The sequence below is a fragment of the Candidatus Amarolinea dominans genome (assembly GCF_016704685.1).
GTDB lineage: Bacteria > Chloroflexota > Anaerolineae > SSC4 > Amarolineaceae > Amarolinea > Amarolinea dominans.
The window spans coordinates 1-15231 of the sequence record NZ_JADIZS010000059.1; the positions used below are offsets into that span (position 1 = coordinate 1).

Consider the following 15231-nt stretch of genomic DNA (forward strand, 5'->3'; position numbering starts at 1 on the left):
TGACGGCCGAGCGCCTGCAGGATAGTTACGACCTGGCGCCAGCGGGTCATTGCCGGCAGTGCGCCAGGCGTTGCGCGATCTCTACAAAGATGTGGACTGGCGTCCCTCGCCGTACTATGCCATCATCGCCGTGGACGGCGACAGCATGGGGCAGCGGGTGACGGCCTGCCTGACCGAACCGGCGTTTGCCGAGGATCAGCACCGCGCCTTGAGCTTGAAACTGAGCGCATTTGCCGCCCATGTCCGGCAGATCGAAAAGCTCTGCGTCAATGCGGCCGGCCAGGAGACACCGTCATTTGCCACGCTGATCTACAACGGCGGCGATGACGTGCTGGCATTAGCGCCGCTCTCCACGGCCTTCGATGTGGCTCGCACGCTGGCCGGCTGGTTCGAGCAGATGACCGGCGGCTCCTGCTCGGCCGGCATCAGCATCGCCCATCACCTGTTCCCCCTGGGGCGCGCCCTGCAGGCGGCTCGTCAGGCTGAAAAGCAGGCGAAGCGCCTGCGGTCGGCCACGGATGAGACCCGCAAGAAGGCTGCGGTGTGCATTCGTGTGCTCAAGCGCAGCGGCGAGGAATATGATGTGCGCAGCCGCTGGGAGAGGCGTTCGACTGGGTGGAGCTTTCGATCAAGTCGTACAGCATTTCCAGGCCAAAACGCTGTTCACGCGGCTGGCCTATGAGGCTTGGCGCAGGCGCCGGTTGCCGGCGGGCTTCCGCCTGAAGCCCAGAAAGCGCTGCTCAAGCAATTGCTCGGCCGCCACAAGAACCCGGTTCTTCCCAGTGCAGCCGTGGAGAAGATAGCCGACGATTTGGCCGACTGGTCGCTTGCGCTCGACGATGTAATTCCACGCCAGGAAGCGTCTGGGCCGACGGCGGGTTTCCTGGAGATGGCCGGCCGACGATGCGGAGAAGCAAGCGTCTGGGCCGATGACGGGTTTCCTGGAGATGGCGCGCTGGCTGGTGTTGGCTCGTTGTGGCCCAACGCGGCCAGGATGGAGGCTGAGGTGAACCAGGAGATGACTGCCATGCAACTTTTCTTGGAAGCAGTAGATGTCTGGCTCTTTCGTGACGGCCGCCCCTTCGACGCAGGACAGGATCACAGCGCGGTCTCACGTTTTCCGCCCTATCCGACCGTGATTCAGGGCGCCATCCGTTCGCATCACCTGGTGCTGTGCCAGGTCAACGTACAAGATCCGGTGGCCGTGGCCGCAACCGTGGGCGCCGGGCTTGAACTGGGCCAGCGACGAGTACGGGGACCCTTGTTGGCTTGCCGGCAAGGCGATTCTCTCATGCACCTTTTTCCGGCGCCGGCCGATGCCTTCAATCAGGCGGGGCATCTGCAGGCGCGCACTCCACGGCCGCGACCGGATGGTGTGACCGTCAGTATTCCCGAAACTGTCTTGCCACAACTGTTCTGGAGCGAGGGCGAGCCGCAGAAGGCTGAAGGCGGCGGCGCGTGGCTGACCGGGGAGGCGCTACGCGATTATCTGCAAGGGAAGGCTGTGACGGCTATTCCCACCAGTGATCTGTTCGAACCAGAGTCGCGAGTGGGAATCGCGGTGGATAGCGCCAGACGCACGGTGCGCGAGGGCGCGCTGTACGACCTGCAGGTGGTGCGCCCAAAACCTGGCGTCGGCTTGTGGGTTGAGGCAACCGGTTTCGATGACTGGCCTGATGCCGGCGTTCTACGCATTGGCGGCGAGGGTCGCGGCGCTTATTTTTCAATACTGAAAGCCCCACTCGCGTGGCCGGCCTCAACGTTTTCTGAATTGCCGCCACGCTTCAAGATCTACTTTGCGACGCCAACGTGGTTCGCCCACGGTTGGCGGCCAGCGGACTGGGGCCAGTTTTTCCAGGGCCAGGTCAGCCTGCAAGCGACGGCCATCCATCGCTACGAGAGCGTGGGGGGCTTTGATTGGGCCGCACCGGCCGCCGAGGCCGGCGCTCATCGTCCCGCCCGGCGTTTTGTGCCGGCCGGTAGTGTGTATCTCTTTTCCAGTGATTGTCAGGCGCGCTTGCGCCCTGACCTGATCCAGCACGCCATCACCGACTGGGGCGCTGAAATCGGCTTTGGCCAGGTTGTCATTGCGCCCGCCTGATGTTCTTTTGCACAAGGAGGAATGACCGATGTTCGATGCAAAATCACTGATGTTTATTTATGTCGAAACGCCGCTGCATGTGGGCGCTGCGCGCAGCCTGGGAACGGTGGACCTTCCCATCCAGCGCGAGCGCAGCACCGGCTACCCGATGGTGCAGGCGAGTAGCCTGAAAGGCGCGCTGCGCGCCGAGACCCACGGCCGGCTGTCGCAGGAGGATGAGTTTGTCATCTTCGGGCCGGAAACGGCTCAGGCCAGCGACCATGCCGGCGCGCTGTCGGTGGGCGATGCGCGCATTCTCCTCTTTCCGGTGCGTTCGTTGTCCGGCGTGTTTGCCTGGACGACCAGCCTGGATGTGCTGGCGCGCTTTCAGCGCGATGCGGTCAGGGCCGGCCAGGATCCGGATGGGCCTTGCCAACCGCATCGCCGGGCACGGACGAAGCCTGGGTCAACAGCGCAACGCTGTTGGCCGGCGACAGCGTGGTGCTGGAGGAGTTCAGTTTCAAGCCCAACCGGGATCAGCAGAAGTTGGTGCAGACGATCGGCGCCTGGCTGGCCGACCACGCGTTGCGGCCAGAACGAGAGTACGACTACTGGCGCAGTGCGCTGCCGGCCCGGCTCTGCATCCTGCCTGAGGATGCGTTTCGGGATTTTGTCCTTTACAGCACCGAGGTGCAGACGCACATCAAGCTCAATCCAAACACGAAAACGGTGGACAACGGCGCCCTGTGGACTTCGGAGAGCCTGCCGGTGGATACGCTGCTCTACGCGCCGCTGATGGCGACGCCGGCCCGGCGGCCCAACGTGGAGCTGAGCGGCTTGCAGATTCTACAGAAGCTGGAGGGCTTGAACCTGAAGCGGCTGCAGGTTGGCGGCGATGAAACGACCGGGCAGGGCATCACGGCCATTCGGATGACAGGAGGGGTGGCATGAGCGGGCAACCATCGCTGGAGCAGAGACGGGCGAACTACGCCTGGCAGCGGATCGATGAGGTCAAGAAGAAGGGCTTCGCCAAGAAGTACGGCCAACTGGCGCGCGGCGCGCCGGCCGATGTGCAAACGAACGGCCTGGGGCAGACGCTGGCCTTCTGGCGCGCTAACGGCTTCAAGGCCGGCAAGGCGCAGCAAAATGAACATGCCAGGCTCCTGCAGGACGTTTCCCGGTGGGTGATGGAAGAACGATTTCACTGGAGCCATGAGAAAGGATTGCTTGGTTGGATCACCGGCGACAACGCTACAACCGATGGGTACCGGCAGGCGACCGTGGAAACGCTGGCCCTGCTGGTGTGGCTCAAACGCTTTGCCGAAGCCGAACTGGGCGAGGAAAAGTGAAACGGCAAGAAGGGAGATAACCGATGGACTATCCATTGCTGCGGCGAACCCTGACGGCCTGGCGGGCGCAGTCTCCGCAGTCCAGTCAAAATGCCGGTCTGATCTTCGATCGCTTTGCCCCAGACTGGTGGAACGATCAAGAGGCCAAGAAGAATGGCCTGCTGGCCGTCAAGCGGGCGGCGACGCGTGCGGATGACGCGCTGCTCAAGGCCTGGCAGACGCGCTGGCAGCAGACGGCTGCGGCGGTGCAGGCGGAGCCATTCACGCTGCGCACCGACTGGCGCCTGGTGACGGGCCTGGGGCGCAAGGGGCCGCTGGAGGTGGGCTTCACGTTTCACCGTTACGGCTTTCCCATCCTGCCCGGCAGCAGCCTGAAGGGGCTGGCGCGGGCGTGGGGGCTGTTGCGGGTGGCGGAGGCGCTGGATGTCGCCGACCTGGGGCGCCTCGATGCTGCGCTCAGCCAGGACGACAACGAGAAATTCGAGAAAGAATGGCCGGCCCTCGCCCAGGCGCCCAAAAGTGCGGCTGTGGCGCGACGCACCGCGGATGGGTGGCGTGAGCTGTTCGGCACAACGGCCAACGCCGGCCAGGCCATCTTTCTGGATGCCATCCCGGCCGTGGCCGCTGTGCCAACGCTCGACCTGGACATCATGAACCCGCACTATCCCAAGTATTACCAGGGTACTGATACCTTTCCTACCGATTCGCAGAACCCCATTCCTGTTTACTTTCTCACGGTGGCTGCGGGTGAGGCGTTTCAGTTCGCTGTCGGCTGGCGCGGATCGCTGGACGAACACACGAAAAACTATCGCCGTACCGCCCAGACCTGGCTCACCCAGGGACTGCTCAACCTGGGCGCGGGCGCCAAAACCAGCGCCGGGTACGGCTATTTTGTGGCCGTGGAGACCGCGGCCGCGCCAGCCGGTGCGCCGGCGCAGACCGCGGCCGTTGTCTCGCCGCCGCCAACGGTGGTAGCGCCCGCAGCAGCTCGCTCGACGCGACACGGGCGCGTCAAATACGATCAGGGGCGTGCCATGATTCACGACCTGGACGATCCGCAACTGCGCTCGCGAGTTGATTGGAAGAAGTTGGGCATGGATAATTTGCCCGACCGGACGACGGTGGAATACGTGACGGAGGAGACGGCCGATGGCCGACGCACGGTTGTGTCAGTGCGCAAGTCAGTGAGGTGAATAATGGCAACGAAGCGATTTGTGTTAAGCACGGTGGGCATCAGCCCACTGCTCAATGCGTTGGATTCGACGGAAGGGGCCTGGAGACAGAAATTCAATCAGGCGACCAACGCGGCCCGCTTGCCTGACGATGTGGAGGCAAAAGCGCAGGAACTGGCGCAGCGCGTGACCGCCAGATTGCGCGCAGGCGACGTTGTAGTGAACCGCAAACTGAGCGCGGAGTTGAACGGAATCTACGGCCTTTACGATGACAAGCTCCCTACCGGGGGGTCAGGAGACATTCATTTCCTGGTGGCAACCGACACGGCATTGGGCCGGCTGGCGGCGGCAATCATCTGCGACTTCCTGCGCAGCCAGGGGTTGACAGCCGATGTCTACATTCCGGCCGCCTTATCTACCGCCGACCCGCTGACCTTTTCCAGCGGCATGAAACAACTGATTCGCTGGTGTGAAGACACGATCCCCGGCTACCGCAGCGCGGGCTATCATGTCGTGTTCAATCTGACGGCTGCCTTCAAGAGTCTGCAGGGCTACCTGAGCATCATGGGGATGTTCTACGCCGATGAGATGATCTATATTTTCGAGACTGGTTCGAAATTGCTCAGTATTCCACGCCTGCCGCTGCAGATTGACGTGGGCGCTCTGCGTGAAAGCCGCGTGGAGTTAGCCATGATGGCGCAGGGCCACGTCTATGCCGTGGAACAGGTGAGTGGTGTGCCCGCCGGTCTGCTCGACATCGACGAGTCCGGCTCTGCCAGTCTCTCGGATTGGGGCGCGCTGGTGTGGAACCGCGTGCGCGAGGAGTTGCTCGGCGCGGATTTGTTGCCTTTTCTGCGTCTACAGTTCACAGATCAGTTCCGCAAGGATTTCAAGGGCGCAGATGCCCAGCAGCGAACAGAGGTACAGGAGTCGTTAGCTCGTGTTTCTGGTTTGCTCGAGGACAGCGCCGGCGACAGCGCATCGCTCAAACGTGATGGCGGCCTTCTGTACGAAGTTTACAGGAATCAATTTTCGCAGAGCGGCCGCCCGATTGGTCATTTTCGTGTGACCCAGGGCCGCCGCATTAGCTGCACCGTGGAGGATGGGGCGCTGCGCCTGCGTCGCTACGGCGAACATGCCATCAATGACAACCCGTGAGGTAATCCCATGATCCTTCTCAATTTCTCCCACCCACTGAGCGCCGAGCAGATGGCGGCCATCGAGGCGCTGCTGCAGGCGCCTGTCCAGCGTGTGCTGGAGGTGCGCAATCAGATGGATGCGCAGCAGCCCCTGGCGCCGCAAGTCACGGCGATGGCCGATGCCGCGGGCCTGACGCCGATGGAGTGGCAGAACGAAGCCATCCTGGTCAATCCGCCCTCGCTCAACTACAGCGCGGTGACGCTGCTGGCCGAGCTGCACGGCCGCATGGGCTATTTCCCGGCCTGCGTGCGCCTGCGCCCGGTGGCCGGCGCGGTGCCGCCGCGCTTCGAGGTGGCCGAAATCCTGAACATTCAGGCCATCCGCGACACAGCCCGCCAGCGCGGCAGATAACAGGCGAGAGCGATTGAAATCGCGCCTGGTGGGCGTTCCGCCGGGCGTCCACCTGCGTGGACGCAATGGCGGTCGGCGCAGGCCGACCTGGCGGCGGAACGCCCTTTCGCCCCGAATTCATTCGGCGGCTGGCCGCCTGAGCAGTTATTTTTCATCAGAAAGGAGGAGTCTGCATGATACGTTTTACGGGACATCCGCTCGTGGATGTGGGTGTGGCTGTGATCACCCTCTTCAACCGACGCCAGCGACCCGAAGAAGTGACGGAGGCCGATCTGGAGCGCATGGCTGATTATGTGACGGCCGAATATGTGCGCCAGCCGCTCAAGTCGTTCCTGACGGTGGCCTTTCCCAACTCGGGTTTCACCCAACCTGCGTTCGAGAAAACCCCGGAACGACGCCTGACCTATGCTAACCTGGTCGCACGCGCCTATCGCCAGGAACAGGCGCCAGGCGCAGAAACCTGCGTCTTCACCGGGGAGCCGGCCAGCGCCATCGCGTTTGGCGAAACGCTGCTGCCGGGGCGCACGTTTCGCCAGCACGTGCCTCTGCTGACCGGCGAAGATGTGATCAATTTTCACCCCGGCGGCGACGCGGGCTTGCCCGTCTCCGGCTGGGCGCTGCTCGCCATTCAGGCCTTTCCCCTGGGCTGCGCCAAGTCGGGCGGCAAACTGCTGGCCGTCCATTCCGACAACGAGGAGGTGATCTTGCACTTCGCTGCCGATTTTCTGCAGAAGAACCGCCTGGCGATTCAACTGGCGCAGGCGGCCGGGGAGACCAAGCTGCCCGAAGCGTCGCAATCTCAACGCACGCTGCTGGTCCACACCCTGTTGGACGCCGCGGTGATGCAGCGTGAGCGGCGCGCAGACGAGCGCCCCTTCTCCATCACCGCCTATCATCTGACCAACAGCGGCCAGGGTGTGGCGCTCGATCTCTATCATCTGCCGCTGCAAATCATCGGTTTCCTGCACGAAATGCACCTGGCCGAATATCACGCGGACTGGGCGGCTGTGGTGCGCCGCGCCTGGGAGCTGCCGCCGCCGCCGCCCAAGGGCAACAAGGCCGCCGTTCCCGCGGCTGAGTTCAAACCGCGGCGCAACTGGCTCTACGAGGACCTTTTTCGCCTGCCGGGCAATGCCCCCACGTTCATTCGCACCTATTTTCTGCGCGTGGCCTTGCGCGCCGTGCGCAATGTCCCCACCGATCCCCGCGGCGCCTATTCGGTCAGGGATCAGGCCGAGTTGGTTTCGTGGAAAATCACCGAGTGTTTTCTGAGGAGGGTTTTACAGATGGACAAACAACGGATCGCCGAGATTCGGCAGTTGGGCGATCGCCTGGCTGCCTACGTCAGCGGGCAGAACGACCGCCGCTTTTTTCGTGAGTTCTTCACGCTGCAAAACTACGGGCACCTGCGCAACGCGCTGATCAAAGCCAACATGGCGCATGTGCGCCGCGGTCAGCCGCCCTTGATCGCGCTGGATCCGTACCTGGTCGTTTTCGAGGAGGGCGACGAGGTCGCGCATGCCGATTGGCGACTGGCGCGTGATCTTGTCTTGATTCGTATGATCGAACAACTGCACGAACACGGATGGCTGCGCCAGAACGTGGACGCCATCCCCGAAGTTGCTGAGACGGCTGAGAATGCTGAGAATCGTCAAACCAATGCATCAGAGGAGGATTGAACCATGTCATTCGTTACCGGTTTGCTGTTGATTGATGCGCCCGCGTCGGCGCTGAACAACCTGGGCAGTATTCCCGGCGCCCGCACCGATAATACGGTCGGCGTCAAGATGATCAAGGCGCGCGATGGCGCCTATCCCTACGTCTCCGCAGGCCTTTCGTTACTGGCTGCGCACCACCCTGGAGGATGCGCAGATCGGCTGGCAAAAGGCGCCTATCTATCGCGAGGAGAAGGTGGCCTACACCGACGCCAACCCCATCCTGTTCTGGGACGATGATCTGTTCGGCTACATGCGTGCGCCTTCGGGCAAGAAATCTGCGCAGGAGAAGCGCGCGGCCGACACCAGCCGGGCCGGCGAGACGCCTACCAGCGATACGATTACGCGCGTCTCGCCCTTCCGGGTCAGCACCCTGGTTTCCATCGCACCGGTTTCTGTCACCGAGGATTTCGGCGTGATGGCGCCACGAAGGCGACCCGGTGCCGCACGAGCACCAGTTCTACCGCACCACGCTCAAGGGCCTCTTTTCGCTCGACCTGCACGCGGCCGGCACCTTTTCCTATCGCCAGAAGACCGGTTTTCGCAACCTGGACGACGGCCGTATCGAGATGGCGCGTCAGCGAGGGTTGGAGCTGGTGACAGCAGACAAATCGTACCGGCTGCCGTTGGCCGAGCGCGTGCAGCGCGTCAAGACCCTTTTCGAAGGGCTGGCGCATCTGGAGGGGGGCGCCAAGCAGACCCTGCATTACACCGATGTGGCGCCGGCCCTGACGATCATGGCGGTGACCAGGGGCGGCAATCACATCTTCGGCCATGTCGTGGGCGCGACCGGCCGCGGCCAGCCTGAGTTCAAGCTGGATGCGCTGGCTGAGGCGCTGACCGTCTTCGCGGACGATCTGCTGTCGGCTGTCTACATCGGTTGGACGCGCGGCTACCTGGATGACGAGCGCGGCCGTTTCGAGCAGGCGCTGCAGGACGGCGGCCTGCTGGCACCCTTCCGCGGCCAGATTCAGATCGCGCATCCGCGCGTCGCGTTCCAGGCGATGGCGGCTGCGTTGGCGGCGCCTGGGCATGAGGGTTGGCTTGATTAGGCGGGCCTGGCAGTTGATGAAAGCGAGGAGGCCATGAAGGTACTGAGAATTGTGGCCGAAGGTCTGACCACATCGTTTCGCTATCCGCACTTCATGCAAGGGGTGCAGCCCAGTTATCCGATGCCGCCGCCGGCAACGATCTATGGGCATATCTGCAGCGCGCTGGGGGAGTGGGCGGATCCGGCCGGTTTGCAGTTCGGCTACTGTTTCACCCACCAGAATCTGCAGCCGCTGCGTGACAAGGAGCACACGATTGTGCTGTCGCCGGCCACGGGCAAGCTGCCGGGCACGCAGATCCCAAAGGTGTTGGAGGGCAATGTCAACCCGTTCGAGCGCGAGCTGCTCTTTTTCCCGCGGCTGACGCTGTATATCAATCGCCCGGAATGGCTGTCGGCTTTCCGCAGCCCGCGCTACGCCGTCATCCTGGGGCGCTCACAGGATTTGTTCGCTTATGTTGATGTGCGCGTGGTCGAGTTAGCGGAGGCCGATCACGCCTACTTCGAACATACGCTGCTGCCTTACCGCATGGCGCTGCAGGTGATGCGCGGCGTCACCCTGCTCATGCCGCGCTTTCTGGATTATGAACGGCGCCGCACGCCCCAGTTCAGCCGCTATGTGGCGCTGACGGAGCGGGTGCGCCTGCCCAACGAGCAGGGCTTTCAGTTTGCTGACGCGCCTGCGCCCCGTTTCTGGGTGGACCCCACCACCCCTGACGATCACGGGGCGCAGCGCGGGCTGGCCTTTCTGAACTTCGACGGGGAAGGCGATGAGTGAATTGCGTTGGCCGGACTGGCTCGACACGATCTGGGCCAAAAGCGCGCCCAAGGGCGCCGGGAATCAGCCCGAAACCCTGGCGCAGCACACCTGGACCGTGCTGACGCGCCTGGCCGATGTGGCACACCTGCGACCGACGCTGCCGGCGCGGCTGGGCGCGCCGCGTCTGTGGCACATTTTGGCCTGGGCCGCCTTGCTGCACGACTGCGGCAAGGCGGCCAGCGGCTTTCAGGCGGTGTTGCGCGGCGGCAAACGCTGGCCGCATCGCCATGAGGTGCTGTCGCTGGCTTTTGTGGATTGGATCGCGCCTGGTTTCACGCAGGATGAGCAGGTCTGGCTGGTCGCCGCGATTGTGGCACACCACAAGGACGCGGCCGCGATTCTGCGCGCGTACGCGCCGCCCGCTGACGCGGACGATGACCAATTGCCGCCGCGGGTGGCGGAGCTGAGCGAGATCACCGTGCAGGGCCTGTGGCGCTGGCTGCACGACTGCCCGGCGGAATGGTTCGCCGCGCTCGATCTGGATGCGCTGGGCGCCGCGCCGATCGCGTTGCCGCCGCTGACCGCTGCGGTGCGCCTGGTGCGGCAGCAGGGCGCGCCGCGCATCTATGCCTGGCTGCAGGTCTATCGCCGCTTCCATGATAGTCTGGGCCGCCAGGCTGATCCCGGGACGATTGTGGCCACGCTGGCCTTGCGTGGTTTTATGATCAACGCCGACCATGGCGCCTCGGCGCACGCGCCGCGCCTGCCCCAACCCGTGTTCGCCGCGGATGCTGTGCTCAGCGGCCTCCGTAGCCGTTCTTTGACCCCGGACAGGCTCTTTGCTCACCAACGCCAGGCCGGGGAGACGCTCGGGTCGCTGCTGCTGACCGCGCCCACCGGCAGCGGCAAGACGGAGGCCGCGCTCCTCTGGGCCGCGTGCCAGGCTCGCAGCGCCAGCAGCGTGCCACGCCTTTTCTATACGCTGCCCTATCAGGCCAGCATGAACGCCATGCAACTGCGGCTGGGCTTGATTTATGGCAGCGATCGGGTGGGGCTGCAGCACGGCCGCGGGCTGCTCTCACTCTATCGTTTGCTGATGGAACGCACGGACGAGCCGGCGCAGGCCGCGGCCCAGGCGCGCTGGATGCTGAACCTGGCGCAGTTGAATCAACAGCCGGTGCGCATCTTCAGCCCCTATCAGATTCTCAAAGGGTTCTACCGGTTGCCAGGCTACGAGGCGTTGTTCAGTGATTACCACGACGCCGTTTTCATCTTCGACGAAATTCATGCGTATGAGGTGGAGCGCCTGGCGTTGATTCTGACGACGATCCGTTTTCTCGCGCAGCGCTTTCACGCGCGCTTCCTGGTGATGTCGGCCACCTTTCCCTCGCTCATCAAGGAGTGGCTGCGTGAGGCGCTGGCGGGGCCGGCCGAGATCGTGGCCGATGCTGGCCTTTTCCAGGCCTTTCAGCGTCATCGCCTGCGGCTGCTGCCGGGCGAACTTCTGTCAGACGCCGCGCTGGACCGTATCGAGGCCGATGCCCGGGCCGGCAAGTCGGTGTTGGTGACCAGTAACCGGGTAGATCGGGCGCAGGCGCTGTGCGCGGCGCTGCACGCCCGCTTGGATGAGGCCGGCGTCGCGATCGAGCTGCTGCACGGGCGCTTCAACCTGCGCGACCGCGCCTTCAAGGAGCGGTTGATCCGTGAGGCAACGGGGGGCGATAGTGCCCAACGGCGTCCGCTGGTCCTGGTTTCAACCCAGGTGGTTGAGGTGAGCCTGGATATTGACCTGGACACGATCTACTCGGACCCGGCGCCGCTGGAGGCCTTGATTCAGCGCTTTGGCCGCGTCAATCGCCGCAGACGGCAGCGCGACCTGGCGCCTGTGCATGTCTTCCGCGAACCGGCCGACGGGCAGAAGGTGTATGACGCGCTCCTGGTGCAGCGCACGCTGGCGGTGCTGGAGCGGCTGCAGGATCAAGGCATTGATGAAGGCGCGGTGGGCGGGTGGCTGGATGAAATCTACGCGGGTGAGGTGGAAACGCGTTGGCGCGCAGCCTTCAGCAAGGCGGCCACTGAGTTCGAGGCGGTGTGCATTCGCACGCTGCGCCCGTTCCAGGCCGCGCCGGAACTGGAAGAACAGTTCTATCGGGCGTTCGACAGCATCGAGGTGCTGCCGGCCAGCCTGTGGGACGAATACGAGCGCCAACGCCACGAAGAGCCGATCCTGGCGGCCGAGCTGTTGGTGCCGATCAGTTGGGGGCGCTACCATGCGCTCAAGCACGCGGGCCTGGTCTATCCGGCCGGCGAAGGGCTGCCGTCCGTGGTGAAGGTGACGTACGATGGCCGGATGGGCCTGGGATCGGGGGCGCCGGCCGGGCCGATCGAGGATGATGGGATCTAGGTGAGAGGGTGAGAGGGTGAGAGGGTGAGAGGGTGAGAGGGTGAGAGGGTGAGAGGAGAGTGTTTTGTGGCAGACGGCGTTGTCACGCCGGAGGCGTGACCTACGGGGCGCTTTTTCGGGCGGCCTTTGCGGCTCTGCGCCCTGGCGTCCCTGCGTTGAAAATGTGTATGACAGGAGGAAAGGATGCTTACGCTACATTGCCTGGAATTCGAGATGGAAGCGACGACGCGACTGGGGCTGTATGAACACAGCGGCACGGCGCTGCGCGCGGCGCTCTATGCGACGCTGTCGCGCCACTTTTGCCCGGCGCCGCCCGGCACACGAGCCAGCCTTGACCCTAATCATCAAACCTATTGCCCGGCGTGCTGGTTATTGGCGCGCGAGGAGCCGGAGAGCACCCGCGGCAAGGATGTGCCACGGGCATTGGCGCTGCGGCCTCCCGTGCGCACGCCAACCGATTTGCAGCCAGGTACACGCTGGCGTTTTGGGCTGACGTTGTTCGGTGCGCAGGCCGCCAGTCTGTTTCCTTATCTGGTGGTCGCCACGGCGCTGATGGGGGAAACGGGCGTGGGGCGTCCGGTGCAAAACGGGCAGCGCGGACGTGCTCTTTTGCGCCGGGTGTGGGCGCTCAATCCATACACAGAGATGCGCCAACTACTGGTGACTGAGGGATCGAAGCTGGTGGAAGCACCGGAGTTGGCGGTGACCCAGGGCGATGTGGATGCGGCTGCGGCGCGGCTGGCCGCGCAGGCGCGTGGGCAGGGTAATCGAGTGAATGTCAATTTTCTGACACCCACCCGCCTGGTGGATGGGGAGATGCTAGCTCATTCGCCGGTTTTCATCACCCTGTTCGAACGCGCACTGGGGCGGTTGCGACAGTTGACGCACTGGTACGCGGATGGGGAGACGCTGCCGGTGGATGTGGAGCGCCTGCTGCCGCTGGCCGATGAGGTACGGCTGCTGGTTGACGAGACCCAGTGGGTGGACCTGCACAGCCCATCACGCCAGAAGCACTATGCCACACCCATCGGCGGCTTCACGGGGCAGGCCACCTACACCAGCGAGCATTGGGAGCAATTGCTGCCGTGGCTGCTGTGGGGGCAGGTGACGCAGGTGGGCAAGAACACGGTGAAGGGCAATGGGTGGTATGAGGTGGCATAAGTGCAAAGTGCTGAGTGCAAAGTACAAAGTGCTGAGTGCTGAATGCTGAATGCGGAGGGGAGAAGGGAGAAGGGAGAAGGGAGAAGGGAGGGGAGCGATGCCGATTATCGAGAATTTGGTGGTGGAGGAGTATGGCGCCTTTGTGGGGAAGAAGCAGGGGCGCGTGGTGGTGACGGTGAAGGATAAGATCGTGGCGGAGGCGCCACTGTTGCATCTGCAGACGATTGTGGTGGCCAGCAACGGCGTGAGCGTGTCGAGCGATGTGCTGGCGGCCTGTTGTGAGGAGGGCATTCCGATTCACTTTGTGGACAGCCGGGGACGGGCGTATGCCGCGGTCTACTCGGCCGGGCTGACGGGCACGGTGCGGACGCGGCGTGCGCAGCTCAAGGCGTATGACGAAAAAATCGCGTTGACCCTGGCGCGCGCAGTGGCGCGGGCCAAGCTGCAAAATCAAGCCGGGCTGTTGCGTTATGCGGCCAAGTATCGGCAGGAGTCGGCGCCGGAGGTGTATGCGATCCTGCGTGACGCGATGACGGAGGTGCTGGTCAAGGCTGATGAGGCGTTGCGTGTTTTGCCGGAAGCGGCCCACATCGAGACGCTGCGCGAGTCGCTGTTGGCGGTGGAGGGGCAGGGGGCGCAGCACTATTGGCGTGGCTTTGCGGCGCTGCTGCCCAAGAATCTGGAATGGCCCGGACGCACGGGGCGCGGCGCGCTGGATCCGGTCAACAGTGCGTTGAACTATGGTTACGGCATTCTCTACGGGCAGGTGGAGCGGGCGATCGTGTTGGCCGGGCTGGATCCGTATGCGGGCTTCGTGCATGCGGATCGGCCAGGGAAGCCGAGCCTGGTCTTCGACCTGGTGGAGCCGTTTCGGCAACCGGTGGTAGATCGGGCGCTGTTGAACTTTCTGAACAAGGGTGGGGAGATCGAACGCGACGACAAGGGGCTGTTGGCGGAGGCGTGCCGGAGGGGGCTGGCCGAGCGGGTTTTGGATCGGTTGGAGCGACCCACAGAGTACCATGACAAACAGTTTGGCCTGCGCCAGATCATCCAGATGCAGGCGCGGGAGCTGGCCACCTTTTTGCGTGGCGACCGCGTCGAATTCGAGCCCTACGTGGCCCGGTTTTAGGCATGGGGCATGGGTTGTAGGTTCTGGGAGCCTGAGCATGATGACGATAGTGATCTATGACATCAGCGATGACAAGGTGCGCACGACGGTGGCCGCGGCGTGCCTGGACTATGGGTTGGATCGCATTCAGTTCAGCGCGTTCAGCGGCAATCTGAGTCGCAATTATCAGGAGGCGTTGATGATGAAGATTCGGCGGCGAGTGGGCAGAAAACCGGCGAGCGTGCAGCTCTTTACGATCTGCGCTGAAGACTGGGCGCGGCGGATCGAGGTCCTGGTGGCGGAGAAGGCCGGCAGTGGTGGCCCAGGGAAACACGGGGAGCATGCTGAGGAGGCGGACCGTGATGACGAGGAGATTTGATGACAGGGGAAACGGGTCAGGCGGTATGGTTTGGCAGGCGTGCGAGCCGGAGGTTGCCTGGTCAGCAGATGGCCTTGCGGTTGCGAGGAGGTTGTCATGTTTACCGTGACGGATATCAAGCAGTATGTGTACTGTGCCCGCGTGCTGTATTACGAAGTGTGTTTGCCGCGCATCCGGCCAACAACCGACAAGATGGAAGCGGGGCAGGAGGCGCATGAGGAGGAGGAGACGCGCGAACACCGACGTTCGTTGCAGGCCTACGGCGTGCAAACTGCGGAGCGAGAGTTCAACAAGCGCCTGTACAGCGAAGCGCTGGGCTTGAGCGGCATGATAGATCTGCTGCTGGTGGCGCCAGATGGACAAGAGGATGTGGCCTGGCCGGTGGACTACAAGCTGGCGACAGAGACAGGGCCGAACATTCGCTTGCAGTTGGCGGCGTATGCGGTGTTGGTGGAGGAGTGTCTGCACAAGCGGGCGGAGCAGGGGTATATCTACCCCATACCG

The 15231-nt window shown here is 63.7% G+C and carries 16 protein-coding genes and 2 pseudogenes; 17 read left to right on the plus strand and 1 reads right to left on the minus strand.

What is annotated here, in order from left to right:
- The first annotated feature begins 58 nt into the window (after positions 1 to 58).
- From cas10 to IPF85_RS23665, 10 genes and pseudogenes are all read left to right on the plus strand, one after another.
- The gene (cas10, locus tag IPF85_RS23620; protein WP_343410518.1) at positions 59 to 682 is read left to right on the plus strand and encodes a type III-B CRISPR-associated protein Cas10/Cmr2; all 624 of its coding nucleotides are present in this window, start codon (positions 59 to 61) and stop codon (positions 680 to 682) included.
- Positions 683 to 685: 3 nt separating this feature from the next.
- The gene (locus IPF85_RS23625; RefSeq protein ID WP_343410503.1) at positions 686 to 2101 is read left to right on the plus strand and encodes a type III-B CRISPR module-associated Cmr3 family protein; all 1416 of its coding nucleotides are present in this window, start codon (positions 686 to 688) and stop codon (positions 2099 to 2101) included.
- A 49-nt stretch (positions 2102 to 2150) separates the two neighbouring features.
- Positions 2151 to 2441, plus strand: a pseudogene (gene cmr4, locus IPF85_RS23630) (type III-B CRISPR module RAMP protein Cmr4); the annotation flags it as partial.
- A gap of 68 nt (positions 2442 to 2509) precedes the next feature.
- Positions 2510 to 3031, plus strand: coding sequence for an RAMP superfamily CRISPR-associated protein (locus tag IPF85_RS23635; RefSeq protein WP_343410504.1), 522 nt, complete (start codon positions 2510 to 2512; stop codon positions 3029 to 3031).
- Complete coding sequence (cmr5, locus tag IPF85_RS23640; protein WP_343410505.1) at positions 3028 to 3429, plus strand: type III-B CRISPR module-associated protein Cmr5; 402 nt, start codon at positions 3028 to 3030, stop codon at positions 3427 to 3429. The genes IPF85_RS23635 and cmr5 overlap by 4 nt, the downstream gene beginning before the upstream one ends.
- Before the next feature lie 23 nt (positions 3430 to 3452).
- Complete coding sequence (gene cmr6, locus IPF85_RS23645; protein WP_343410506.1) at positions 3453 to 4622, plus strand: type III-B CRISPR module RAMP protein Cmr6; 1170 nt, start codon at positions 3453 to 3455, stop codon at positions 4620 to 4622.
- A gap of 3 nt (positions 4623 to 4625) precedes the next feature.
- Positions 4626 to 5759, plus strand: coding sequence for a CRISPR-associated protein (locus IPF85_RS23650; protein ID WP_343410507.1), 1134 nt, complete (start codon positions 4626 to 4628; stop codon positions 5757 to 5759).
- 9 nt (positions 5760 to 5768) lie between these two features.
- Entirely contained in the window at positions 5769 to 6152 is a 384-nt protein-coding gene (gene csx15 / locus IPF85_RS23655) for a CRISPR-associated protein Csx15 (RefSeq protein WP_343410508.1), read from the plus strand.
- Between the two features lie 173 nt (positions 6153 to 6325).
- Positions 6326 to 7831, plus strand: a complete 1506-nt coding sequence (gene cas8a1 / locus IPF85_RS23660) for a type I-B CRISPR-associated protein Cas8b1/Cst1 (protein ID WP_343410509.1) — start codon at positions 6326 to 6328, stop codon at positions 7829 to 7831.
- A 3-nt stretch (positions 7832 to 7834) separates the two neighbouring features.
- On the plus strand, positions 7835 to 8107 hold the full coding sequence (locus tag IPF85_RS23665) for a hypothetical protein (protein ID WP_343410510.1): 273 nt from the start codon (positions 7835 to 7837) through the stop codon (positions 8105 to 8107).
- A 9-nt stretch (positions 8108 to 8116) separates the two neighbouring features.
- Here the strand turns inward: IPF85_RS23665 and IPF85_RS23670 are convergent, their stop codons facing one another.
- Complete coding sequence (locus IPF85_RS23670; protein WP_343410511.1) at positions 8117 to 8269, minus strand: hypothetical protein; 153 nt, start codon at positions 8267 to 8269, stop codon at positions 8117 to 8119.
- 38 nt (positions 8270 to 8307) lie between these two features.
- Between IPF85_RS23670 and IPF85_RS23675 the strand changes: the two genes are divergently transcribed.
- From IPF85_RS23675 to cas4, 7 genes and pseudogenes are all read left to right on the plus strand, one after another.
- The gene (locus IPF85_RS23675) at positions 8308 to 8919 is read left to right on the plus strand and encodes a hypothetical protein (RefSeq protein ID WP_343410512.1); all 612 of its coding nucleotides are present in this window, start codon (positions 8308 to 8310) and stop codon (positions 8917 to 8919) included.
- A 33-nt stretch (positions 8920 to 8952) separates the two neighbouring features.
- On the plus strand, positions 8953 to 9693 hold the full coding sequence (cas5, locus tag IPF85_RS23680; protein WP_343410513.1) for a CRISPR-associated protein Cas5: 741 nt from the start codon (positions 8953 to 8955) through the stop codon (positions 9691 to 9693).
- Positions 9686 to 12079, plus strand: coding sequence for a CRISPR-associated helicase Cas3' (cas3, locus tag IPF85_RS23685; RefSeq protein WP_343410514.1), 2394 nt, complete (start codon positions 9686 to 9688; stop codon positions 12077 to 12079). The genes cas5 and cas3 overlap by 8 nt, the downstream gene beginning before the upstream one ends.
- 183 nt (positions 12080 to 12262) lie before the next feature.
- Positions 12263 to 13240 carry a CRISPR system precrRNA processing endoribonuclease RAMP protein Cas6 gene (gene cas6, locus IPF85_RS23690; RefSeq protein ID WP_343410515.1) on the plus strand — a complete coding sequence of 326 codons (978 nt, stop codon included), beginning with the start codon at positions 12263 to 12265 and terminating at the stop codon, positions 13238 to 13240.
- Between the two features lie 97 nt (positions 13241 to 13337).
- Positions 13338 to 14369 (plus strand): CRISPR-associated endonuclease Cas1, encoded by a 1032-nt coding sequence (gene cas1, locus IPF85_RS23695; RefSeq protein ID WP_343410516.1) that lies wholly within the window; start codon positions 13338 to 13340, stop codon positions 14367 to 14369.
- 37 nt (positions 14370 to 14406) lie between these two features.
- Positions 14407 to 14634, plus strand: a pseudogene (cas2, locus tag IPF85_RS23700) (CRISPR-associated endonuclease Cas2); the annotation flags it as partial.
- A gap of 189 nt (positions 14635 to 14823) precedes the next feature.
- Positions 14824 to 15231: CRISPR-associated protein Cas4 (cas4, locus tag IPF85_RS23705; RefSeq protein WP_343410517.1), on the plus strand; the 408-nt coding region annotated here is incomplete at its 3' end.